Origin of the sequence: Youhaiella tibetensis (assembly GCF_008000755.1) — a bacterium.
GTDB classification, from domain to species: Bacteria; Pseudomonadota; Alphaproteobacteria; order Rhizobiales; family Devosiaceae; genus Paradevosia; species Paradevosia tibetensis.
In genome coordinates this window covers 3,635,567-3,657,284 of the sequence record NZ_CP041690.1, presented here as the reverse complement: position 1 = coordinate 3,657,284, position 21,718 = coordinate 3,635,567, and the positions used below count along the sequence as shown (strand labels likewise).

21 protein-coding genes are annotated in these 21,718 nt (G+C 66.4%); 5 read left to right on the top strand and 16 right to left on the bottom strand.

Features of this window, described 5'->3' with window-relative positions; genetic code table 11:
• Positions 1 to 28: 28 nt before the first annotated feature.
• The 4 genes from FNA67_RS17890 to FNA67_RS17875 all read right to left on the bottom strand — a co-directional run bounded on the left by FNA67_RS17890 (position 29) and on the right by FNA67_RS17875 (position 4,590).
• The gene (locus tag FNA67_RS17890) at positions 29 to 448 is read right to left on the bottom strand and encodes a CBS domain-containing protein (protein ID WP_049706433.1); all 420 of its coding nucleotides are present in this window, start codon (positions 446 to 448) and stop codon (positions 29 to 31) included.
• A 101-nt stretch (positions 449 to 549) separates the two neighbouring features.
• Positions 550 to 1,674 (bottom strand): winged helix-turn-helix domain-containing protein, encoded by a 1,125-nt coding sequence (locus FNA67_RS17885; RefSeq protein WP_147657365.1) that lies wholly within the window; start codon positions 1,672 to 1,674, stop codon positions 550 to 552.
• Positions 1,675 to 1,778: 104 nt separating this feature from the next.
• Positions 1,779 to 2,306 carry an invasion associated locus B family protein gene (locus FNA67_RS17880; protein WP_244616385.1) on the bottom strand — a complete coding sequence of 176 codons (528 nt, stop codon included), beginning with the start codon at positions 2,304 to 2,306 and terminating at the stop codon, positions 1,779 to 1,781.
• 106 nt (positions 2,307 to 2,412) lie between these two features.
• Positions 2,413 to 4,590, bottom strand: a complete 2,178-nt coding sequence (locus FNA67_RS17875) for an FdhF/YdeP family oxidoreductase (RefSeq protein WP_147657363.1) — start codon at positions 4,588 to 4,590, stop codon at positions 2,413 to 2,415.
• Positions 4,591 to 4,723: 133 nt separating this feature from the next.
• On the opposite strand from FNA67_RS17875, the gene FNA67_RS17870 reads away from it, so the two are divergent.
• Entirely contained in the window at positions 4,724 to 5,887 is a 1,164-nt protein-coding gene (locus FNA67_RS17870; RefSeq protein WP_147657361.1) for a hypothetical protein, read from the top strand.
• On the opposite strand, the gene FNA67_RS17865 is transcribed toward FNA67_RS17870, so the two are convergent.
• A complete protein-coding gene (locus FNA67_RS17865; protein ID WP_244616384.1) occupies positions 5,868 to 6,803 on the bottom strand; it encodes a LysR substrate-binding domain-containing protein in 936 nt (311 codons plus the stop codon). The genes FNA67_RS17870 and FNA67_RS17865 overlap by 20 nt on opposite strands.
• Before the next feature lie 94 nt (positions 6,804 to 6,897).
• Here FNA67_RS17865 and FNA67_RS17860 point away from each other — a divergent pair, with 94 nt between their 5' ends.
• Entirely contained in the window at positions 6,898 to 8,109 is a 1,212-nt protein-coding gene (locus tag FNA67_RS17860) for an MFS transporter (RefSeq protein ID WP_170267359.1), read from the top strand.
• Between the two features lie 456 nt (positions 8,110 to 8,565).
• Here FNA67_RS17860 and dinB read toward each other — a convergent pair whose 3' ends face one another.
• The 4 genes from dinB to FNA67_RS17840 form a co-directional block, all read right to left on the bottom strand.
• Complete coding sequence (dinB, locus tag FNA67_RS17855) at positions 8,566 to 9,831, bottom strand: DNA polymerase IV (protein ID WP_147657357.1); 1,266 nt, start codon at positions 9,829 to 9,831, stop codon at positions 8,566 to 8,568.
• A 111-nt stretch (positions 9,832 to 9,942) separates the two neighbouring features.
• Positions 9,943 to 10,860 (bottom strand): flagellar motor protein MotB, encoded by a 918-nt coding sequence (locus FNA67_RS17850; RefSeq protein ID WP_049706428.1) that lies wholly within the window; start codon positions 10,858 to 10,860, stop codon positions 9,943 to 9,945.
• An 18-nt stretch (positions 10,861 to 10,878) separates the two neighbouring features.
• Positions 10,879 to 11,742: a flagellar motor stator protein MotA gene (gene motA / locus FNA67_RS17845; RefSeq protein WP_147657355.1), complete on the bottom strand. Its 864-nt coding sequence runs from the start codon at positions 11,740 to 11,742 to the stop codon at positions 10,879 to 10,881.
• A 386-nt stretch (positions 11,743 to 12,128) separates the two neighbouring features.
• A complete protein-coding gene (locus FNA67_RS17840; RefSeq protein ID WP_147657353.1) occupies positions 12,129 to 13,091 on the bottom strand; it encodes a Tim44 domain-containing protein in 963 nt (320 codons plus the stop codon).
• Positions 13,092 to 13,273: 182 nt separating this feature from the next.
• Here FNA67_RS17840 and ybaK point away from each other — a divergent pair, with 182 nt between their 5' ends.
• Genes ybaK through FNA67_RS17825 form a run of 3 tightly spaced genes read left to right on the top strand, consistent with a single transcriptional unit; the run spans position 13,274 to position 15,154 of the window.
• Complete coding sequence (gene ybaK, locus FNA67_RS17835) at positions 13,274 to 13,747, top strand: Cys-tRNA(Pro) deacylase (RefSeq protein ID WP_147657351.1); 474 nt, start codon at positions 13,274 to 13,276, stop codon at positions 13,745 to 13,747.
• 59 nt (positions 13,748 to 13,806) lie between these two features.
• Positions 13,807 to 14,271: an Rrf2 family transcriptional regulator gene (locus tag FNA67_RS17830; protein ID WP_147657349.1), complete on the top strand. Its 465-nt coding sequence runs from the start codon at positions 13,807 to 13,809 to the stop codon at positions 14,269 to 14,271.
• The gene (locus FNA67_RS17825; RefSeq protein ID WP_147657347.1) at positions 14,261 to 15,154 is read left to right on the top strand and encodes an NAD(P)/FAD-dependent oxidoreductase; all 894 of its coding nucleotides are present in this window, start codon (positions 14,261 to 14,263) and stop codon (positions 15,152 to 15,154) included. Before FNA67_RS17830 ends, FNA67_RS17825 begins: the two co-directional genes overlap by 11 nt.
• Before the next feature lie 25 nt (positions 15,155 to 15,179).
• Here FNA67_RS17825 and FNA67_RS17820 read toward each other — a convergent pair whose 3' ends face one another.
• The 7 genes from FNA67_RS17820 to FNA67_RS17790 form a co-directional block, all read right to left on the bottom strand.
• Entirely contained in the window at positions 15,180 to 15,878 is a 699-nt protein-coding gene (locus FNA67_RS17820; protein WP_147657344.1) for an RES family NAD+ phosphorylase, read from the bottom strand.
• On the bottom strand, positions 15,879 to 16,307 hold the full coding sequence (locus tag FNA67_RS17815) for an antitoxin Xre-like helix-turn-helix domain-containing protein (protein ID WP_147657342.1): 429 nt from the start codon (positions 16,305 to 16,307) through the stop codon (positions 15,879 to 15,881).
• 69 nt (positions 16,308 to 16,376) lie between these two features.
• Entirely contained in the window at positions 16,377 to 17,291 is a 915-nt protein-coding gene (locus FNA67_RS17810; protein ID WP_147657340.1) for an ABC transporter ATP-binding protein, read from the bottom strand.
• On the bottom strand, positions 17,288 to 18,106 hold the full coding sequence (locus FNA67_RS17805) for an ABC transporter ATP-binding protein (RefSeq protein ID WP_049706419.1): 819 nt from the start codon (positions 18,104 to 18,106) through the stop codon (positions 17,288 to 17,290). The genes FNA67_RS17810 and FNA67_RS17805 overlap by 4 nt, the downstream gene beginning before the upstream one ends.
• Positions 18,103 to 18,990 (bottom strand): ABC transporter permease, encoded by an 888-nt coding sequence (locus FNA67_RS17800; protein WP_147657338.1) that lies wholly within the window; start codon positions 18,988 to 18,990, stop codon positions 18,103 to 18,105. The genes FNA67_RS17805 and FNA67_RS17800 overlap by 4 nt, the downstream gene beginning before the upstream one ends.
• A 3-nt stretch (positions 18,991 to 18,993) precedes the next feature.
• The gene (locus tag FNA67_RS17795; RefSeq protein WP_049706417.1) at positions 18,994 to 19,971 is read right to left on the bottom strand and encodes an ABC transporter permease; all 978 of its coding nucleotides are present in this window, start codon (positions 19,969 to 19,971) and stop codon (positions 18,994 to 18,996) included.
• Positions 19,972 to 20,053: 82 nt separating this feature from the next.
• On the bottom strand, positions 20,054 to 21,712 hold the full coding sequence (locus FNA67_RS17790) for an ABC transporter substrate-binding protein (protein WP_147657336.1): 1,659 nt from the start codon (positions 21,710 to 21,712) through the stop codon (positions 20,054 to 20,056).
• Positions 21,713 to 21,718: the final 6 nt, after the last annotated feature.

The window sequence follows — 21,718 nt, the reverse complement described above, 5'->3', positions numbered from 1 at the left end:
CGTCCCTCGCGGGGCGCCGTTTTCGCATTCAGGCGTGGTGGGCGCTCACCGCCTCGATGACCTGGCCGGACATGTCGCGGGTCGCAAAGGCCGCGATGTCGCCAAGCGAGAGCATGCCCACCATGCGCTTGTTGGTGTCGATCACCGGCAGGCGCCGCACGCCCTTGATCTCCATGAAATGGGCGGCGTCATCGAGGTCTTCGTCCGAGCGGCAGTAGAGGATGGGGCCGCTCATGACGTCGCGCGCCACCATCTGGTCGAGGTCGCGCCCGTTGGCGAGGCCGTGGCATACGATGTCGCGATCGGTCACCATGCCGATCAGCCGGTCGTTCTCGCCGATCGGCACCGCGCCGATATCCTGGTCGCGCATGGCGCGCGCGATTTCGCGGATGCTGGTGTCGGGGCCGAACCAGGTCGCGCCCTGGTGCATAACGTCTTTGACTTTCATCTTCCGCCTCCCTCGCGGGTTGGAAATGACGGGCGGGGAGGGAATCCCGTGCCCATGGGAATCAACGCCTGCTCGCTCGTGAGAGTTCCGGCGGCGCGCCCCTAGTCGCCGAGCTGGAAAGCGGTGAAGCGATCGAGCGCCTCCTCGATGGGCTGCTTGTGGCGGGAGGCTTCGCCCGGACCGACCCAGGTCCAGCTCTGGACGAGGAGTTTTCGCCCGGCACGGTCGGTCTTGAGGTCGATGGCGGCCACGATGTCCTCGCCCACGATCACGGGCAGGGTGAAGTAGCCGAACCTGCGCTTGGCCTTGGGCACGTAGGCTTCGAATATGTGGTCGTACCCGAAGATGGCGCTGGTGCGCTTGCGCTGGATGATCAGCGGATCGAAGGGGGAGAGGATGTGGGTGAGGGCGGCCGGCGCCTCGGGCAGGGTGTCGAGAGTTTCAGGCGCGGCGTAATAGGCGACGGGCTTTTCGAGCCCGGCGATCTCGACCGGCACCAGGAGCTTGCGGCGTACGCGGCTCTCGATGAGTTCCCTGATCGCCGGCTTGCGCGGGGCGTTCATGTAGGCCACCGAATCCAGGCTGACCAGGCCCTGGCTGCGCAGGGCGCGATCGAGGAAATAGGCGCTCACCTGCTTGTCGGTGGCCGGGCGCGGGCGACGGTTCCAGGTGAAGTGGCGGTCCATCAGCTCGTAGGTTTTGACCATGCCGTTGCGCTCGGAAATGGTCAGGTCGCCATTGTAGAACCCGAGCTGGAGGACGCGCTTGGAGGGCTTGCGGCTGGCCCAGGGATGGTCCTTCTCGACGAGTTCGTCATCGTCGATATCGCGGATCGAAATGGCGCCGTCCCTGCGGATGGTGCGCAGCATGCGCCGCAGGTCGTCGGGGTTGGCGTCGGCATACCAGCGGCTGGGCGTGAGCTTGTGCTGCTTCATGTCCGGCAGGAAATAGACGAGGTCGCGCGTGGGGACGTAGGAGAGCGCGTGCGTCCAGTACTCGAAGATGCTCTTGTCCTGGCTCTGGGCGGCGCGCAAATCCTCGCGCCGGTAGCCGGGGATGCGGGTGAAGAGGATGTGGTGGTGGCTGCGCTCGATGACGTTGATGGTGTCGATCTGGACGTAGCCCAGGTGCTCGGTGGCGAGGCGCGTGGCGGCGGGGCCGTCGCCAAAGGGGGCGGCTTCATCGAGCCTCTGGGCGCGCAGCCAGATACGGCGCGCCTCGCTCATGGTTATGGTCCGGGTCCTGGATCGTGCCGGCAACGCGAATCATCCTGATCGGCAAACGGGTCCGGCATTAGGGCATGTTCTCGTTGTGTTCGCAATCGGCGCGGCTAGCGCGCGAGGCTCGCGACGCGATCGAGGGCCTTGCTGAAGCCCTTGAGCGAAACGGAGAAATCGGCCGGCTTGCCGCCATCGGCGATGGCCGCGACCTTGAGCGCCGTGCCGGCGCGCAGCGCACCGACCATGCCGCCGTCGAAGGCCAGGGGCACGAGGCAACCGGCGGGCAGGCAGGTGCGGTAGGCCAGCGGGCCGGTGCCGGCGCCTTCATCGACCTGGAGCGCCACGGGCTGGGCCAGGGCAAGGCCGAAGGGCAGCAACAGGACGCCCGATGCGCCGTCGCCGCTGATGGCGTTGATCTCGATGGCGAGCACGCGCTGGCGGCTCTGGCCGTCGATCTGGCTCTGCGCCATGGCGCACAGGGTGCGTTCGCCCTGGGATGAGCAGGTCACCTGCCAGTCGTCATAGGTTTCCTGGAGCTGGGAGGCGCCGCCGGGCAGCCCACCATCCTGGGCGAGGCCGGGAAGCGGCATGGCGGCAAGCGTTGCGGCGAGCGCTGCGATCCTGAAGAAAGTGGACATGTGTGCCTCTCACGGTGCGATGCTGGACAGATCGGCCGCAAAGACCCCAGGCAAACGCGCCTGTCACTCTCCGTTCGGACGGGGAAGGACGGATTATTTTCGCCGGTCAGCCGGGAAGAGGCGCGACGCTGATGCCGACCGACTTGAAGGCGGGGGTGCGGCTGCGCGGGTCGATGCCGGTATCCACCAGGACATTGGCCTCCGGGTAATAGGCCAGGGCGCTGCCGGGCGGCAGGTCGAAGGAAACGACGGTGGCCTCCATGGCGCCGGTCCGGGAGGTGACGCGCACGCGCTGGCCTTCGCTGAGACCGAAGGCGGCCATGTCGTCGCGGTTGAGAAAGAGGGCATCGCGGCCGGCTCCGTGCCGGTAGCTGTCGCGTTCCTCGTAGATGATGGTGTTGAACTGGCCCTCGCTGCGCACTGTGGCGAGCCGGAGCGGGGTGTCCGCCAGGGTCGGCATGGGCGTCGGCACAAGGTGGGCCTTGCCGTCGGGCGTGCCGAAGCGCGGCGTGTGGAGGACGCGGTTGGCGATGTGGAACTCGCGGCGGGCCACTTCGATGTCGGCGAGCTGCTCCATGCCGGGGATCGTCCTGGCGATCGCATCGCGGATTCTGGCGTGCCGGCGCAGCTGGGCGAAGGGCACCGGTGAACCGGGCAGGATGCGCTCGCCCAGTTCGCACAGGATGGCGCTTTCGGGCCGCACGTTTCCGAGCCTGCGAATGCCGCCATCGGAGAGGCGGACGAAGTTGAACATGGATTCCTGGGTGGTGGGCTCCCATTCCTCGTCGCGCGCGGTTACCGGCAGGATGAGGGTCTCGCCCTCGCCCAGGCCGTGGACGTGGCCCTGGTTGAGGGTGGTGGTGAGGAAGAGCTTGAACCCGATGCGGGAAAGGGCTTCCTCGGCAAAGGCGGTGTCGGGGGTGGCGCCATAGAGGTTGCCGCCCATGATGACGGCAGCATCGACCTCGCCCCGGTGCGCGGCCTCGATGCACCCCATGGTGTCGAGGCCCCGCTGGGCGGGGAAACGCACGCCGAAGGCCTCTTCCATGCGCGCCAGCACATCCTCGGCCAGCACCGGCTTGACCCCGATAGTGCCGATGCCCTGGACGTTGGAATGACCGCGGAGCGGGAGGAGGCCGGCATGGGGCCTGCCGAGCATGCCGCGCAGGATGGCGAGGTTGGCGATGGCCTCGACATTGGCGGTGCCGTGCAGGTGATGGGTCATGCCCATGCCCCAGGCGAAGACGGTGCTCCGGGAAGCGGAGTAGCGGCGCGCCACATCCTCGATGCGCTCCCGGGCGATGCCGCAGGCCGCAACGATCGTCTCCCAGGAGAGGGTGTCGAGGTCTGCCGCGAAGGCCTCCCAGCCGCCGGCATGGGCGGCGAGGAAGGCGCTGTCCTGCGCTCCCATCTCGATGACGGCCTTGGCGATGCCCTTGAGGAGCGCAATGTCCGAGCCGATGCGTGGCTGGAGGAAGCAGGAGGCGATCTCGGTGCCGCCCGCCAGCATGGAGCCGGGGCTCTTGGGAACAGCGAACCTGACCAGGCCGGGCTCGCGCGCCGGGTTGATGACGATGACCTCCCCGCCCCGGTCCCGGCAGGCCTTGAGCATATGGATGAAGCGCGGGTGGTTGGAGGAAGGATTGGCGCCGATGACGAAGATGAGGTCGGCGCCCCTGAGGTCGGCCAGCTCGACGGTGGCCGTGCCCTTGCCGATGGTGGTGGCCAGACCTTCGCTGGTGGCCTGGTGGCAATAGTAGGAGCAGTTGTTGACGTTGTTGGTGCCGTAGGTCCGGGCGAGGAGCTGGAAGATGAAGCCGGCCTCGTTGGACGAGCGCCCGGACGAATAGAAGAACGAACGCTCGGGCGCGATGGCGCGCAGGCGCGAAGCGGCAAGGTCGAGAGCGTAGTCCCAGGTGACCTCGCGGAACCGGTCACTGCCCTTCGCCTTGACGATGGGGTTGCCCAGGCGCCCCAGGCGCTCCATCTCGCGGCCCGTCAGTTCCATGAGATCGGGGATCGGGTGCGCGAAGACCTGGTGGGGGATGGCGGGCTGGATGTCGGTGGACTGGGCCTGCACGGACTTGTTGCAGACCGAGGGAAACTCGCCCAGCTCGTTGGTCATGCCGCCCATCTGGCCGCCCATGCCATAGGCGCAGGCCTTGCAGGTATTTCTGGCCGTAAGCGCCTTGGCGGCCTTGCCGATCCCGATGCGCGAGACGGTTGCCAGAGTGTAGAGAACCTTCTTGGGGCCGCCACCCACGATCGGCTTGTGTTCGGTCATCATATTCCTCGTCGGGGGCACACTGGCAGGCGGGCGCGGCAAGGACAAGCCGCGACAATCTCATCTTGCACCGAAGGTGCATCTGGCCCAAGTTGCCGGCGCCTAACTACCGCAAGTGACTGTGAGTCCCCCCATGAAACTCGGAAACGAACTCGCCCGCCTCACCGCCGGCATCGACAAGCTTTACCGCTCGACGCCTCGCAGCGACGGTTTCCTGGACAAGGAAGGGCTCATTCCGGTGGCGGTGGCCGAGGTCGAGCCGGCGGCACTGCGCGACTATGACGAAGCCACCGACGCACTCGAGGCGCTGCTGGCGCGCGTGCCGGGCGAGGCCGAGAGCGACCTGCGCCGCGCCTATGTCAGCGAAATGATCGACTCGCTCCTGGCGCTGGTGACGACCTTCGCTGAAAAGGACATTTCCTTTGCCGACCGCGTGCGCCGGCAGATCCGCGTCTCGACCCAGAAGGTGGACGAGGCGACGCTCGATGGCTACCGCGCCATCATCGCCGAAAAGCTTGGCGAGATCGGCTATGGCGGGCAGGACCTGGGCAGCGACGTGCGCCGGTGGGAAGCCGATGTGCGCGTGCCGCGCGAGCAGGTGCTCGACACCATGCGCAAGCTGACCGCCGATGCGCGCGCCAAGGTCAGCGCGACCATGTACGAAATGGGCGACGACTGGCTCGAGCCGGACGAAGTGCGCGGCGTGCCGTTCTCGGCCTATTGCGACTATCCGGGCCGCAAGCTGCTGCTCAATCTCGACCACCCCTATACCATCTACGCCCTCAAGCACCTGGCGACGCACGAGGCGTTCCCGGGGCATCTGGTGCATCTGGCGCTGCGCCAGCGCTATGTGGCAGAGGGCAAGATGCCGCTCGACGGCGCCCAGGTGGTGACGAGCTCGGCTTCGAGCGCGCTTTTCGAAGGCATTGCCGATAACGGCCTCTTCTTCATCGACTTGGTGGAAACGCCCGAGGACGAGCTGGCGGTGGCGCTGCAGCGCCTGCGCGGGGCGCTGCGGTGCAATGCGGCCTGGATGCACCACGTGGAAGGCAAGTCGATCGAGGAGATCGCCGCGGCCAATGCCGAGGCCGGCTACATGGACGTGGCGACCACGGCCTCGCGGCTCGGGTTCCTCCGCCACGGACTGCGCGCGCCCTTCGTTTATGCCTATTGGTGCGGCGACATGGCGGTGCACGACGTGTGGAAGACGGTGCCGCGCGAACGCCGGGCCGAGTTCTGGCAGTACCTTTACGGCAACATGCACACCCCGGACACGCTCAAGGCGTTCTGGCGCTAGCCAGGAGCCAATCGCGAAAGCACCTGGCCGCGGGCGCATCCAGCGCACCCGGGCGGTAGTTCAGGGCATAGTTGACGGCGGCCGGCATGCTTTCGACGAAGCAGCGGACCAGCGTGCCGCGCTCGAGGTCGTCCTCGACCAGGGAACTGCGCACGAGAGCGAAGCCGGCGCCCTGCCGGCAGGCTTCGAGCATCTCGGGAAAGGCGGCGTAGTCCGGGCCGTCGACGATGGCGCGCTGCATTTCACGGGTGAAGGCGGCGGTGTCGGCATCCTCGGGAAGGGCAAGGCCCTGCTCGTACCAGCGCAGCCAATCGAGCGCGGTATGGCGGGCGCCGCTGTAGCTGAGCAGAGGAGCAGCGCGCAGCGCCTGGCGTTTGGGCAGGCGTCTGGCCAGTTCGGGCGAACACACGACGAACTCCTCGTCGCGCCAGAAGGGCTCGCTCATGACCTCGGGGCCGGCGGTGCCCAGCCAGATGGCGAGGTCGGTGCCGCCCGGCGAAAGGTCCGGCACCCGGTAGCTCACCGTCATGCGCATCTCGACCCTAGGATAGGCCTCGTAGAACTCGGGCAGGCGGGCGCTGAGCCATTGCGTGAAGAATTCGGGCGTCACCGAGAGCGATAGCGAGGGCGAAGTCGCCTGCGAGCGCGCCGACCAGAGGGCGGTTTCGAGCCCTGAGAGAGCCCGGGTGATCTCGGGCAGGAGGCGCTGGCCGAGCGCGGTCGGCACCGCGCCGCGACGGCCACGATCAAAGAGGCGGGCGCCGACCCATTCCTCCAGCTGGGCGATCTGGTGGCTGATAGCCGTCTGGGTGAGGTGCAGCTCCTGGGCAGCCTTGCCGAACCCGCCGGTCCGCGCGATGGCGCAGAAGGCCTGCAGGGTGGCGAGCGGCGGCAGGCTGGTACGATCCAGAGGCATGAAAATTCCTCATGTAAGGCCGGGGAGGTTTCATTTTCGCGCAACGGCCGATTGTGCAATTGCTGGCTCAGGCTTGTCCAGTCCGGGTAGATACATGAGCGGATCGTATGCATTCCTGCGCGATGGCGCACAGCGCTGGCTGCTGGCGGTGTCGCTCCCGGCGGACCTCGCCGACTGGGTGGATTACGTGGCAATCCTCTCGCTGCTCGTCTTCATGTGGGGCGAGGGGCCGATGGCGCTGGCCGGCTTCGCCGTCTGCCTGGCGCTACCCTATGCGCTGGTCGGACCGCTCCTGGCGAGCTGGGTGGATCGCGGCAATCCGGGCGGGGCGATGCTGCTCGCCAATCTCGGGCGGGCGGCGACGACCGCGATGGTGCTGGCCGCGCCCAATACGGAGGTGCTGCTGGGCGTAGTGTTCCTAAGGTCCTGCGTCGATTCCGCCTTTGCCCCGGCCCGGCAGGCCATGATCCAGCGTGTGACCGAAGACCGTGACCTGGGAGCGGTCAACGGGCTCCATCATGGGTTGAACCAGACTGCCAAGGTGGCCGGTCCGGCCTTTGGCGGGGTGCTGCTGACGATGCTGCCCTTCAGCGGGGTGATCGCGATCAATGCCTGCCTTTCGCTCCTGGCGGCACTAGCCTGCCTGCCGCTGGTGGGGAGGGGCCGGAACGGGGCCGAGGCGCCCGAGGTTGCAGGCGGCGGTTTTCTGGCGGGGTTTGCGGTGTTCCAGCGGGACCGGCTGCTGATGGTGGCGCTGTTGTTTGCCGCCGGCGCGTTCTTTTCGTTCTTTCTCTACGACAGCCAGCTGGGACTGGTCGCCGAACTCTTCGGGCTGGGGCAGGGCGGCTTTGCAATGAGCGTTGCGGCTTCGGGGGGCGGCGGCATCGCCGGGGCGCTGCTGGCGGGGCGCCTCTCGGGCGGGCAACCGCTGCGGCTGATGGTGCTTGCCGCTTCCATCTCGGGACTGGCGACGATCGGGGTCGCGCTCTGGGCGCTCAACGGCTGGGCGATGCCGCTGGCGCCGTTCCTCCTCATACTGGCTGCGATGGGTGGGGCCACCGCGATGATGACCGTGCCGTTCCGCGTGTTGATGCAGAGGCGGGTGCCATCGGCGGTGATGGCGCGCGCCTCGGCGGCGAGCGAGGCGGTGATTACCGCCACGATGCTGGCCGCCCCGGTGCTGGGCGGCGCCATCGCGGCGAGCTGGGGCGTGGCGGCGGCGCTGCTTTCGGGCGGGATCCTCATCGTGCTGCTGGCGGCGGGAACGGCGGCCTCGCTCACGGCGCTGCGGACAAGACCCACCTGAAAAGAACACCCGGCCCTCGCGCAGGCGAGGCCCGGGTGCTGTCCCATCTAGCAGTCTTGTGACGCAGGCGATGCGGTCATCCGTGGAGGCGCCTCCGCTTCCGACCCGCTTGCGGCACGCACCGGCTGGGACATTTCGAGCCAGCCGATGATCAGCAACAGCAGGACGGCGATAGCCGCCCAACCGATCCTTGCGAGTACCGGGCGCAACCGTCCGGCACTTTTGTCCCGGTCTTGAGTCATGGCTGCCGTCCTCCGGCGAGCCCCCAAACACTCGATACGGCGTCATAGCTGGTCGCTTACCGGCCATTCGTCAACGGGCAAGTGGCGAAGCATTTTTGGTGTGGTTTTCCGGTCACTTAGGGCGCGTGGCGGTCAGTTGGTCGATGATAACGATCACATCGCGGAGCGGAGCGCAGTGCCGGGGGCGGCGTGGTCCTGCAAGCTGCCAGGGGCGCTAGAAGAGGTCGCGTTCGGCCAGTTCGCGGAAGGCGTCGGGAACCGAGCGCGAGCCTTCGAACAGCGCCGAGCCATAGCCGATGGCTTCCCAGCCGAATCGATCACGCACCGCGTCGAGCGCCCTGTCGGCGGTCCAGCGTCCCTTGCCGCGGGCGGTGCCGGGGCGCGATTGCTCGTCGCCAAGGCCGAGCGGCAGTTCGAGCTGGAGCAGCGGGTGCTTCTCGAGATGGGAGACCGAGATGGCGAGGAGCGAGATGAAGCGCTCGGAGGCGAATTCCTCGCGGACCTGCCAGACGAGGCTTTCGGCGATTTCGGCGAGGATGGCGGTGGCGGCCACGGGGGCAGGCAGGGTGGCGGCGCGGGTCACCGCGCGCATGTCGGCAAAGCGTACGCGCACGGTGATGGTGCGTCCGGCCAGCGACCTGGCGCGCAGGCGCGAGCCGATGCGGTCGGCGAGGTGACGCAGGGTGGGGCGGAAGACCGATTCGACAAAGGGCCGGCGCCCGAGCGCCGATTGCGCCCCGGCCGAACGCGCGCGGCGCCGGGTTTCGATCAATCGGGGATCCTGGTTCCAGGCGAGGGCGGTGAGCTTTTCGCCCGCCGCATGCCCGATCAGCCGTTCGAGCGACTTGCCGGGCATTTCGGCCAGCTGGCCGATGGTGCGGATGCCCTTCTCGGCCAGGCGCTGGCTGGTGACGGGTCCCACGCCCCACATCAGTTCGACCGGCAGGGCGTGGAGAAACTCGATCTCGCCCGCCGGGTCGACCAGGACCAGCCCATCGGGCTTGGCGACCTGGGAGGCGATCTTGGCCAGATGCTTGGTTCGGGCGATGCCGACCGAGATGGGCAGGCCCAGCTCGTCGCGGACGCGCTGCCGGACGGCCTGCGCTATGGCGATGGGTGGGCCGAAGAGCCGTTCGGTTCCCGAGACGTCGGCGAAGGCCTCGTCTATCGAGATGCGCTCGACCAGCGGGGTGAAGTCCTCAAGGACGCGGATCGCGGCGTCGCCGAGCTCCTGGTACTGCTCGAAATGGCCGTTCACGAAGATGAGGCCGGGGCAGAGCTCGCGCGCCTTGCGGCCCGGCATGCCGCCATGAACGCCGAAGGCCTTGGCCTCGTAGGAGGCCGCGAGCACCACCCCGCCACCCACCGCGATCGGGCGGCCGCGCAGCTGCGGGTTCAGCTTCTGCTCGACCGAGGCATAGAAGGCATCGAGGTCGGCATGGAGGATGTTGGCTTGCGGAGGGCTGGCTTGGCTTGCCATCGCGAGGTGGCTCCCGATGATCCTGCATGAGAACATAACAAGAACATTTGGCCGGTCAAGCGGGAGCGCAAAGTGAAACGCCGTCGCTTCTGGCGACGGCGTCCGATTGGATCAGGGTGTCATGCCCGCCGGGACCGGGGGCGGCTCGTGCAGGAGCGTGATCTTGATGCGCTCGTTGGCCGCCAGGTACGGATCGTTCGGGAAGAGCGGCTCGGCGGTGGCGCGGCCGGCGACCGAGCTGATGTGGTCGTCCGAAAGCCCGAACTCGGCAAGGATCTCACGCACGACATTGGCGCGGTCGCTGGTGAGTTGCCAGGGGCCGTAGTGCTCGTTGGGATAGTTGCCGCCCGCAGCGGTGTGGCCGGAAACGGTCACCTGGTTGGATTGCTGCTGGAGAATCGGGGCGATGGCGGCGATGGCCTTGCGGGTCAGCTCGAAGGGATATTTCGAGCCTTCCGGGAACATCGGGCGGCCTTCCTGGTCCACGATCAGGATGTTGAGGCCTTCCGGGGTCTCCTCGAGCAGCAGGTTGTCCTGGATCTTGGTGATGTCGGGCATGGCCTGCCAGGCCTGGCGGATGCTGGCGGCCGCGCTCTTGAAGGCGAGTTCGTCCTTGGCCTTGATGTCGACCTGGGACGTGCGGGTTTCCTCGGTCTTGCCCTTCTGGCCGTCGAGGCCGGAAATGGCGGCCATGTCGTTGCCCTGGCGCGTGCTCGGGGGCGGCGTGGCGACGACTTCGCGCTGGTTGGGCGAGGGGCCGGCCATCTTGGCGCCTTCGGGGTCGAGCGCGCGGCCGCCCATGAAGCCGCCGGCGCCGCTCGTGCTCTCGCTGACCTTGCTGGGCGCGAAATAGTCCGACAGGCCCTTCTTCTGCTCGGGCGTGGTCATGCTGATCAGCCAGAGCAGGAGGAAGAAGGCCATCATGGCCGTCACGAAGTCGGCATAGGCGATCTTCCAGGCGCCGCCATGATGGGCGTGGTCGCCCTTTTTGACCTTCTTGATGATGATGGGTTGGTCGTAGCCGGCCATAGCTTGGGTATCCCGAGATTAGGCCGCGGCCTGAAGATTGGCGGTCGCTTCATCGATCTCCGAGAAGCTCGGACGATCTTCGGACATCAGCATCTTGCGGGCGAATTCGATGGCCATGACCGGCGGGTTGCCCGAGATGTGGGCGAGCAGGCCGACCTTCATGGAAAGGAAGTACTTGGCTTCGGCCTCGTAGATGTTGCGCAGGGCCTGGGCCATCGGGCCGAAGAAGGCATAGGCGACGAACACGCCCAGGAACGTGCCCACCAGAGCGCCGCCGATCATGTGGCCGAGCACTTCGGGCGGCTCGCTGATCGAGCCCATGGTCTTGATCACGCCGAGCACGGCGGCGACGATGCCGAGGGCCGGCGTGCCGTCGGCCAGGGCCTGGATGGCGTTGACCACGCGGTGGTTTTCCTGGTGGTGGGTTTCCAGTTCCTCGTCCATGAGCGCTTCCATTTCGTGGACGTTGTTGGTGCCCAGGGTGACCATGCGCAGGTAGTCGCACATGAACTCGACGGCATGGTGGTTGGCCGCGAACTTGGGGAACTGGGCGAAGAGCGAGGAGTCCTTGGGGTTTTCGATATGCGGCTCGAGCGCCAGCATGCCCTTGGACTGCACCAGCTTGAAGATGCTGTACTGGAGGCCGAGCAGTTCGACATAGGCCGCCTTGTTGTAGCGCGGCCCGCGCAGCAGCGTTCCGAAGATGCCTGCGCACTGCTTGAGCACCGGCCCGGTATTGCCGATGATGAAGGCGCCGAAGGCGGCGCCAAGGATGATCAGGGCTTCGAAAGGCTGAACGAGCACTTCAAGGTGCCCACCCATCGCAGCATAACCGCCGATCACGGATGCAATAACTACAATAATACCAATGGCGAGGCGCATTGTACTCGGTACTCACACTCAGCGCCGATACACGACCCTCTGGGGTCTTGCCCGGCTTACAACTATCCGACGCGGCGAGTCATGAAGCACGTGGCGATTGGGTTCGGTAGGTCTCGCAGAAGACGCAATTAGTAGTTCGGCAACCAATATTACCGGCTAATTAAGTTTCGCGACCGCCCCCGCACGTCGATGTGAAGTCATTCTCTCCACTGCATAATCAGCGGATTTACATTAACGGCCAGTTTATTCGGCAAGCAGAGTGCGAAACCGGGAAGCGACGTGCGGCGCGCGAAAAGCTGAAGATGGCAAAAGGCGCCCGAAACCGGGCGCCTTGGCATCGTGCCTGCGACAGAGTGTCTCTCCCCGCCAAAGCGAGGTTGCCGCGATCAGGCTTCCTGGATCGCCGAGAGCAGCCAGGTGCCGCCGACAGGGCGGGTGAAGGTCCACAATTCCGTGGCTTCGGTGGCCTTGTCGGGATCGCCCTCGACCACGCGACCGGTGACGCGGTCACGGGTGACGTCGATGGAGGAGTAGCGCATCGCGGCGGTGGCGTAGTCGGTGCGGCCCTCGCGCCAGCTTTCGGAAAGATCGCCCTGCAGGAGCGTCACGTCCGAGACTTCGTTGCGCACGCCGTTGGTGGCGTTATTGCCCAGCTCCTCGGAGAGATAGGACATCATCTCGGGCGTAGTGAGGGTGCGCAGGGCGGCGTAATTCTCCTGGGAGAACGCGGCCTGGACACGGGTCAGCATGGATTCGAAAGCCTCGAGGTCCGCCTGGCCGATGCCGATCTCGTTGGTGTCGGCGGGGCGGCGGCTGGCGCCATAGCCGGCGCCGGCCGCGTTGCCGGCATTGTAGCGCGCGGTCTGATCGCGCGGCGCCTCGTAGGCGAAATCAGGGCCGCCGGCGGTGGCCGTGCGTCGTTGCGGCGAGCGGAAGAGGCGCATCGCCAGGTAGATGAGGCCACCGATGATGGCCACCTGGAAGAGCATGGCGAGGATGCCGCCGAAGCCGCCGAACCCGGCGCCGAAGAGCAGGCCGAGAAGGCCGCCGAACATGAGGCCGCGCAGCATGGCGCCGCCAAAGCCGCCGAAGAAGCCGCCGCGCGGCTGGGCGACGCCGGCCGCGGGCGTGGTGGCGCCGGTCTGCGGGTTCTGTGTCATGGTGCGCTGCACGGGCGGGGTGGTCATCGGTGCGGTGTTGGTGGGCGCGGGCGCCTGGAACGTGCGCGTGCCGCGGCTCCCGAAGCTGCCGCCGCGGCGGGCCTCGGCCTGATCGACCATGGCCATGGAGGCGACCATGGCGATGGAAGCGAACAAACTGGCGAGCCGGAAGCTCCGGGAAGCGAACATGGATGAGTACCCCGATGGAGACAAAACTTTCCCCGATGTAGGGTAGGACGCGGCCCATTGTAAGCGGCGGATGCGCAAAAACTCCTGCCCCGGGCGCGACATTGTATCCAGCGCTTTCTCTTTGCCGATCATGGGCCTAGTGAAATGGCTCGTCGGCAAGCAATCTCGCCACGGGGAAGCAGATGTCCAAGACCACCCGCGCGACCAAGGCGCTCGAACAGGCCGGTATCGCCTTCGCGGTCAAGACCTATGACTACGATCCCAATGCGGACCGGATCGGCCTGCAGGCGGCCGAGGCCCTGGGCGAAACGCCCGAGCGCGTGCTCAAGACCCTCATGGCGCTGGTGGACGACAAGCCGGTCTGCGTGATCGTGCCGTCGGACCGGGAGGTTTCGATGAAAAAGCTCGCCGCAGCGTTCGGCGGCAAGTCGGCGCAGATGATGAAGCCGGCCGATGCCGAGCGCATCACCGGCTACAAGGTCGGGGGCATCAGCCCCTTCGGGCAGATGCGCAAGGTGCGCGTGGCGCTCGAGGAGGCGGCGCTCGGCCACGAGCGCGTCTATCTCAATGGCGGGCAGCGCGGGCTGCAGATCCACATGGCGCCCGCCGACATCCTCACCGCAGCCCAGGCGATAGCGGCCCCGCTCGTCGCCTGAGACGGCCCGTCTTCGGAGCGGGGTTGACGCACGCCCAATCATGTAACATATGAAGTTACATGAAACATGACAGCCGACTTTCGGGCGTCCTGCACGTCCTCCTGCACATGGCCGAGTTCGATCGTCCGATGACCTCGGAGATGCTGGCCATGGCCATGAGCACCAACCCGGTCGTCATCCGCCGCATCATGGGCGGGCTGCGCGACGAGGGCTACGTCAAGTCCGAGAAGGGGCATGGAGGCGGCTGGACGCTGGCCTGCGACCTCGACGCGGTGACGCTGCGCGATATCTATGCGGCGCTCGGTAGCCCGGACCTGCTGGCCATGAGCAATCGCACCGAGATGCCGGGATGCATCGTGGAGCAGGCAGTCAATTCCGCCCTCAACGAGGCCTTCCAGGAGGCCGAGGCCCTGCTGCTCAAGCGCTTTGGCGAGGTGACGCTGGCCATGCTCGCCGCCGATTTCCACCAACGCTACCTCGAACGAGGCAGCACGCACACTCTGGAGGACCACCATGGTTCATGATGCCATTGTCATCGGGGGCAGTTTTGCCGGACTTTCCGCCGCCACCTATATCGCCCGGGCCCGGCGCAGCGTCGCCATCATCGATGCGGGCGCGCCGCGCAACCGGTTCGCGAGCCATTCCCATGGTTTCTTCTCGCGCGACGGCAGTTCGCCGCTCGACATGCTGGCCATCGCGCGCGAGCAGGTGGACGCCTATCCCTCCACGCACCTGATCGCCGGCAAGGCGGCGACGGCGCGGCGCGACGGCGATATCTTCGCAGTGGCGCTCGAGAGCGGCGAGACGGTTTCGAGCCGCTATCTCGTTCTCGCCTACGGCGTTTCGGACGAGCTGCCCAAGCTCCCCGGGCTCGCAGAGCGGTGGGGGCAGTCGGTGATCATCTGCCCCTATTGCCACGGTTTCGAGTTCTCAGGGCGGCAGATCGGGGTGCTCTACGCCTCCGACATGTCGAGCCACCAGGCGATGCTGGTCTCGGAATGGGGACCCACGACCTATTATCTCAACGGCGCGGACCTGCCCGATGCGGCAACGCTGGCCGAGCTCGAAAAGCGCGGCATCGCCATCGAGCGGACACCGGTCGCGGGGCTGGAAGGGGAAGGCACGGGCCTCTCAGGCATTCGCCTTGCGGACGGGCGGACCCTGCCGCTCAACGTGCTCTATATCGGGCCGCGCAACCGGCTCAATAGCGACATCGCCCAGCAACTGGGCTGCGAGATCGAGGACGGGATGTTCGGCAGCGTGGTCAAGACCAATGAGATGAAGCAGACCAGCGTGCCCGGTGTGTTTGCCGCCGGCGACATCACGCGCTCGGCGCACAACGTTACCTGGGCGACCTCGGACGGGGTGATGGCGGGCACGGGCGTCCACAGGGCGCTGGTGTTCTAGGAACCGGCAACCGGCGCCGACGGGGTCAGGAGGGCGGCGGGCCTTCCACCCTTGGCTCGGGGGCGCCGTCCCAGGTCATGCGGTAGACGTCGCCCTGGCGCACCGACTGCACGGCGGCCGGGCGCAGGGCGGCGATACAGGTGCCGCCCGGATGGCGCACGGAGGGATAGATGATGCCGTTGAGGCCGCTTGCGCGGGCCTGCTCGGCCAGGGCGTTGCCGATGGGGTAGGCCGCTTTCTTGTCGGGGGCGAGCGCGGGATGGCCGGGAACCTGGCGCAGGTCGACGAATTCCCCCGACATGCTGGCGAACATCTCGGCATATTCGACGACAGCGTGGAAATCGCCGGCATCGGCCAGGGCGTTCGTCAGGTGGTAGCCGACTTCGCTCAGGCAAGTCGCCACATCGAGCGCGGCGTACCAGGCGCCGCGCCGCGGGCCGTTGAAGCGGTTGGGTTCGCGCGGCTTGGCATAGGCGAAGGCGGCGTTGATGAAGTGGGCGTGCGGCACGTCATAGACGAGTTCGTTTGCGGCGAGCCCGGAGATGCCGCGATCCTCCGCGATCAGGCGCGCGCTGGTCGCGCCCTCGATCTCGGCAAGCATGCGCATCTCCTCGTCGGCGTCGACGAGCGGGCGCAGGACCGCTTCGCGCAGGCGCGCGGTAGTGACGAGGCGCACGGTCCTGGCAAAGGCCTCGGTGACGACAGGGATGGCGTCCGGCGGCAATCAGAGGCCCCCGCGCACCGCATCGACGTAGCGGCGCACATCGAGCATTTGCGGGATGCCGCCCTGGATCATGGACTCGACGGGGCTCGAGCCGGCAAAAAGCGGGGCGCGGTTGACCAGGGAGGGCCAGCGGTCGGCCATCTGGTCGGCAAAGAGCAGGTGCAGGCCCTTGTAGATGCCGGTGAGCGCGGAAATGCGCGTCATCTGGTCCTGGCTGAGCGACTTGCCGCGTTCGTCAGCCTTGAGCCGCTCCCAGGTGCTGATCGAGACGCCAAGCAGGGCCGCAGACTGCTGGCCGGTCAGGCCCCAGGCGGCAACGAGCCGACGGAAGGCCTTGAGCGCCACGAGCGAGAGCCGGTTGCGATCCGCCTCGCTGGCAAATCCCTGCGGGGGAGAGGCGGGCGGATCGAACTGAAGGGCGGGTTGCATGCCATACTCCCATCATTTGAGGGTCATTTTGTATAGCATATGATGGTCTTGCGGCCAATGTGCAAGCCATCAGGCCTGCGGCATCGGCCGGATGAAGTGGTTGGCGCCGACCTGGAGCGTTTCGGGCTGGGGCAGCGCCGATTGGCGGCGGATGACCTCGATGCGGTTGAGTTCGTCGTCGGCCGAGGTTTCGGCAAAGCGCCGGTCGGGGTCGGGAACGGCCGAAAGCAGGAGGCGCGTATAGGGGTGCTGCGGGTTGCCCAGCACGCTTTCCATATCTCCCCATTCGACGATCTGGCCGGAATACATCACCATGATCTCCTCGGCGACGTAACGGGCCGTGGCGATGTCGTGAGTGATGTAGAGCAGGGCCAGGCCCAACTGCGCCTTCATGTCGTTGAGCAGGTTGAGGATGCCCAGGCGCACGGAAACGTCGAGCATCGAGGTCGGTTCGTCGGCGACGATGACCTGCGGATTGACCGCCAGGGCGCGCGCGATCGAGATGCGCTGGCGCTGGCCGCCCGAGAGCTCGTGGGGATACTTGGCCATGACGAGGGCCGGATCGAGCTTGACCCGGGCCAGCAGCTCCTCGACCAGGCCCCTGCGCTCGGCGCGGCCAAGGCGCTTATGGTGCAGGCGCAGCGGGCGCTCGAGGTGATACTGGATGGTGTGGGCGGGGTTGAGCGAGGAAAAGGGATCCTGAAAGACCATCTGCACGGAGGCGCGATAGGCCGCGATACTCTGCTTGTCGGCCTTGCCGAGCGCGGCGCCGCGGAAGAGCAACTGGCCCTCATCGGGCTGGTATTCACGCATGATGAGGCGGGCGGCGGTGGTCTTGCCGGAGCCGGATTCCCCGACCAGTGCCAGCGTGCGTCCGGAGCGGAGTGCGAACGAGACCGAGCGCGCGGCATAGACGGGGTTGTCGGCGCGGCCGAAAACCTTGGAGACATTGTCGAGCGCCAGGATGGGCGTGGCTTGGCTCATGAACGGGCCTCCTCGCGGATCTGCTCGCCATGGAGCTTGGGCATCGAGGCCCAGAGGCGCTTGGTGTAGTCGTGCCGGGGCGCGTGGTAGATGGTCTGGGCCTCGTTGACCTCGACCAGTTCCCCCTCGAGCATGATGCCGATGCGGTCGCTCACCTGTACCATCAGGCCCAGGTCATGGGTGATGAAGAGCACCGAGAAGCCGAGCTGCTTGCGCAGGGTATCGATGCGCTGGAGGATTTCGCGCTGGACGACGACGTCGAGCGCGGTGGTCGGCTCATCCATGATGAGGAGCTTGGGATTGAGCGCCAGGCATATGGCGATGACAATGCGCTGGCGCATGCCGCCCGAGCACTGGTGCGGATAGGCCGAGAGCCGGTCAGGCGAGATGTCGACGAGCCGCAGCAGTTCGGCGGCGCGCTCGCGCGCTTCGGCCCGAGAGATGCGGGTGTGGGCGCGCAGCACGTCGTAGAACTGCGCCTCGATGGTGAGCACCGGGTTGAGCGAGTTCATGGCGCTCTGGAAGACCATGGCGACTTCGCGCCAGCGGAAGCTGCGCAGCGCTTCATCGTCCAGGGTGAGCACGTCGCGGCCGCCGACCAGTATCTGGCTGCCGGCCCGGATAAGGGCAGGCGGGCGATGCAGGCGGCTGACGGCAAAGGCGATGGTGCTCTTGCCGCACCCGGATTCGCCGGCGAGCCCGAAGAACTCGCCCGGGGCGATGTCGAAGCTGACATCCTTGACGGCGTGGAAGTCCTTCTGGGCGCCGATGTAGTCGATGTTCAGGTTGCGGATGGAAAGGACCGGATCGCTCACAGCTTGCCCTCCCCGAGGCGGACCATGCGGGTCCAGCGATTGAGCATGCCTCCCGTGCGCAGGCGCGGATTGGCGATTTCGTCGATGGCGAAGTTGATGAGCGCAAGGCTCAGGCCCAGCAACGCCAGCGCGAAGCAGGGCGTCAGCAGGTCCCACCAGGCGCCGACCGAGAGGGCCGAGGCGTTCTGGGCGTTATAGAGCATGATGCCCCAGGAGACGGTATTGGGATCGCCCAGCCCGAGGAATTCGAGCGTCGCTTCGGTGATGACAGCGAAGATGACGCTGCCGATGAAGTTGATGCCCACGATCGAAATGAGGTTGGGGAAGATCTCGAAGGCCATGATGCGCCAGGAGGGCTCGCCAAGCATCTCGGCGGATTTGACGAAATCGCGCTGGCGGATGGAGAGGGTCTCCGAGCGGGTGACGCGAACGCCCCAGGCCCAGGAGGTGAGGGCGAGGATGACCGCGATGACCAGCGGGCTGGCCTGGCCGATGAAGGCGGCGAGCACCAGGAGCAGCGGCAGGTTGGGAACCACCAGCACCATGTTGGTGAAGAAGTTGATGATCTCGTCGACCACCCCGCCCTTGTAGCCGGCGATGATGCCGAGCACGGTGCCGATGATGGTGATCATGAGGCCGGCGCCGAAGCCGACTGCCAGCGAGATGCGGGCGCCGTGCACCATGCGCGAGAACACATCGTGCCCGAGACGCGTGGTGCCCAGCCAATGTTCCCAGGAGGGCGGCTGGTGGGGGCGGCCGACGCGCTTGACGGGGCTGTATTCGGTGAGCACCGGGGCGAAGATGGCCACCAGGATGATGATGATCAGGATGGCAAGGCCGACCAGAGCCTTCTTGTTATTGAGCAGTTGCTTGAGGAGCGTCATCGGTCAGGCCTTCTTGAGGCGCGGATCGAGCGCGACATAGCTCAGGTCCACCACGAAATTGGAGAGCAGCATGGCTGCGGTCATGATCAGGAGCTGACCCTGGATCACCGGGTAATCGCGGGCGATGATGGCCTGATAGAGCGTGTTGCCGAGGCCTGGATAGTTGAACACGACCTCGGTGACGAGCGAGCCGCCGAGCACAGTGCCGATGGCGATGGCGAGGCTCGAGACGGTGGGGAGGAGCGCGTTGCGCGCCGCGTACCAGAACATGACGCGCTGGTCGGTCAGGCCCTTGGCGCGGCCCATGACGATATAGTCCTCGCCCAGCAGGTTGATCATGTTGTTGCGCATGGTGACGGCGAAGCCGCCCGTGAGCACGATGATCATGGTCACCATGGGCAGGGTGCCGTGGTAGATCACGCTCGAGATGTACTGCCAGTTCCAGGCGGGATCGAGCAGCGGGTCGACGGCATAGCCGTTGGGGAACCAGCCCAGCGTATAGCCGAAGACGAAGAGCATGATCAGAGAGACGACGACGGCGGGAACCGAGCTCGAGAAGATCGCCGAGAGCGACACGATGGAATCGAAAAGCGTGCCACGTCGCCAGGCCGCCATGATGCCCATGATGGTGCCCAGGGCGAAGGCAAAGAGCGTGGCCATGCCGACCAGGCCCACCGTCCAGACGAGGGCGCGGGCGAGGAGTTCAGTGACGGGCAGCGGGAAATACTTGATGGAGCGGCCGAGATCGCCGGTCAGCACGCTCTTGAGATAGGCGAGGTACTGTTCCCCGATCGGCGCGTCGATGAAGCCGAAAGTGAGCTTGAGGGCATTCAGGTTTTCGAGCGAGAGCTCGGAGCCGGCGCTGGCGAACATGATCTGGATCGGATCGCCCGGCATCATGCGCGGAAGGAAGAAATTGATCGTGGCCGCCGACAGGAACGCGGCGATGTAGAATGTGAGACGCCGCAGCAGAAAGGCCATGGTCTTCTCCCTCTTTGGAGTGCCCGCGCGAGGCGGGGAGGGGCGCGCCGTCGGCGCGCCCCGGGTTCAGGTCAGTTCAGCGTCACTGGGCCACCGGACGCAGCGCCAGGAGCTGGAGCAGGCGGCCGGGATTGGCGTTGGAGACGACGGGCGAGATGAACGGGTTTTCCGCATCGGCCCAGCCGGTGAAGCGCTTGGTGTTGTACTCGTAGAAGGACGGGCTGTTGTAGACCGGGATGAGCGGCAGGGCCTCGGCCACGATCAGCTGGAGCTTGTCCATGATCGCCTTCTGCTCGGCCGGATCCTTGACCTGCGTGTACTTGTTGAGCAGGTCCATCACTTCCGGATTGTCCCAATGCGGGGCCGTGAAGCGGCTCTTGCCGAAATCACCCGGATTGAACGAGCGGATATAGGGGAAGTACGGGTTGGCCGCTGCCGCCAGGGCGTTCAGCGTCATCGAATACTTGCCCTCGATCAGGTCCTGGGTCCAGACGGCGGCCTCGGGGGTGCTCATCTTGACGTTGAGGCCGGCTTCCTGGAGCGTTTCCATCGAGATCTGGACGGCGTCGATCCAGTCGGTCCAGCCGTTGGGGACCTCGATGTCGATGGCGATCGGGGTGCCATCGGGATTGTCGCGGAAGCCATCGCCGTCGGCGTCGACATAGCCCGCGCTATCGAGCAGGGCGATGCCGGCGTCCTTGTCGAACTTGCCGTACTGGCCGAACTGGGTGGCCACTTCGGGGTTGGCGAAGGCCTTGTAGAGCTCGCCCAGGCCCGAGGGATCCTCGTTGACCAGCGGGTAGCCGTAGCCGGCGATGTCCACGATCGTCTGGCGATCGATGAGCATCGAGAGCGCGCGGCGGAAGTTGACGTCGTTGAACGCCTTGCGGTTGTTCTCGTCCGGGGTGGTCATCGAGAGCTGGAACGAGACCAGGCTCGAGGGCGTGAACCAGTACTTGTGGTGCTCCGGATCCTTGGCGACGAACGTGTTGTCGATGTCCGGAATGAAGCTGGTCGCCCAATCGAGGGAGCCGTCGGCGAGCGCGGCGAGAACCTGCGGGTTGTCGGCGAGCTGGGGCAGGCGCATGCAGTCGATGGCGAGGTTGGCGGCGTCCCAGTAGTTGGGGTTGCGGCACTGCTCGTAGACCTGTGGGGTGAAGCGCGTGATCTCGGTCATCGGGCCGGAGCCGACCGGGGTCTCGTTGGCGAAGGTCACCGGATCCTCGATCTTGGACCAGATGTGCTCGGGCACGATCGGCATGCCGACGATGGTGTTGGCGATCAGCGCGTTGGGCGAGACGAGGTTGAAGCGCACGGTGCGGTCATCGACCTTCTCGACGGAGGCGAGCTGGGCGGAAACCGAGATGAAATCGAGCGCCGGGAACTTCTTGATGTAGTCGTAGGTGAACACGACGTCGTCGGCGGTCAGCGGCTCACCATCGGACCACTTGAGGCCATCACGCAGCGTGAAGGTGATCGACTTGAGATCGTCGGCCAGCTCGTAGCTCTCGGCGAGGCGGAAATTGGGCTCGTTGCCCTTGAGGCGGTTGAACACCACCAGCGGCTCGTAGATGAAATCGAGCGTGGTGAAGCGCGCCGACGTCTGGCCGAACGGGTTGAAGTTGCGCACCCAGGTGGTGGTCTGTTCGGCGCTCACTGTCAGCACGGTCTGGGCGGCGGCGGGCGCCGCCATGGCCAGAACCGCTGCCGAAGCGGCGGCGATCAGCGTGGTTCTCAGCATTGCTGT

Excerpts from the sequence above, each read along its gene's own strand:
- FNA67_RS17890 (WP_049706433.1), bottom strand. The coding sequence starts at position 448 with ATGAAAGTCAAAGACGTTATGCACCAGGGCGCGACCTGGTTCGGCCCC.
- FNA67_RS17885 (WP_147657365.1), bottom strand. The coding sequence starts at position 1,674 with ATGAGCGAGGCGCGCCGTATCTGGCTGCGCGCCCAGAGGCTCGATGAA.
- FNA67_RS17880 (WP_244616385.1), bottom strand. The coding sequence starts at position 2,306 with ATGTCCACTTTCTTCAGGATCGCAGCGCTCGCCGCAACGCTTGCCGCC.
- FNA67_RS17875 (WP_147657363.1), bottom strand. The coding sequence starts at position 4,590 with ATGACCGAACACAAGCCGATCGTGGGTGGCGGCCCCAAGAAGGTTCTC.
- FNA67_RS17870 (WP_147657361.1), top strand. The coding sequence starts at position 4,724 with ATGAAACTCGGAAACGAACTCGCCCGCCTCACCGCCGGCATCGACAAG.
- FNA67_RS17865 (WP_244616384.1), bottom strand. The coding sequence starts at position 6,803 with ATGCCTCTGGATCGTACCAGCCTGCCGCCGCTCGCCACCCTGCAGGCC.
- FNA67_RS17860 (WP_170267359.1), top strand. The coding sequence starts at position 6,898 with ATGAGCGGATCGTATGCATTCCTGCGCGATGGCGCACAGCGCTGGCTG.
- dinB (WP_147657357.1), bottom strand. The coding sequence starts at position 9,831 with ATGGCAAGCCAAGCCAGCCCTCCGCAAGCCAACATCCTCCATGCCGAC.
- FNA67_RS17850 (WP_049706428.1), bottom strand. The coding sequence starts at position 10,860 with ATGGCCGGCTACGACCAACCCATCATCATCAAGAAGGTCAAAAAGGGC.
- motA (WP_147657355.1), bottom strand. The coding sequence starts at position 11,742 with ATGCGCCTCGCCATTGGTATTATTGTAGTTATTGCATCCGTGATCGGC.
- FNA67_RS17840 (WP_147657353.1), bottom strand. The coding sequence starts at position 13,091 with ATGTTCGCTTCCCGGAGCTTCCGGCTCGCCAGTTTGTTCGCTTCCATC.
- ybaK (WP_147657351.1), top strand. The coding sequence starts at position 13,274 with ATGTCCAAGACCACCCGCGCGACCAAGGCGCTCGAACAGGCCGGTATC.
- FNA67_RS17830 (WP_147657349.1), top strand. The coding sequence starts at position 13,807 with ATGAAACATGACAGCCGACTTTCGGGCGTCCTGCACGTCCTCCTGCAC.
- FNA67_RS17825 (WP_147657347.1), top strand. The coding sequence starts at position 14,261 with ATGGTTCATGATGCCATTGTCATCGGGGGCAGTTTTGCCGGACTTTCC.
- FNA67_RS17815 (WP_147657342.1), bottom strand. The coding sequence starts at position 16,307 with ATGCAACCCGCCCTTCAGTTCGATCCGCCCGCCTCTCCCCCGCAGGGA.
- FNA67_RS17810 (WP_147657340.1), bottom strand. The coding sequence starts at position 17,291 with ATGAGCCAAGCCACGCCCATCCTGGCGCTCGACAATGTCTCCAAGGTT.
- FNA67_RS17800 (WP_147657338.1), bottom strand. The coding sequence starts at position 18,990 with ATGACGCTCCTCAAGCAACTGCTCAATAACAAGAAGGCTCTGGTCGGC.
- FNA67_RS17795 (WP_049706417.1), bottom strand. The coding sequence starts at position 19,971 with ATGGCCTTTCTGCTGCGGCGTCTCACATTCTACATCGCCGCGTTCCTG.
- FNA67_RS17790 (WP_147657336.1), bottom strand. The coding sequence starts at position 21,712 with ATGCTGAGAACCACGCTGATCGCCGCCGCTTCGGCAGCGGTTCTGGCC.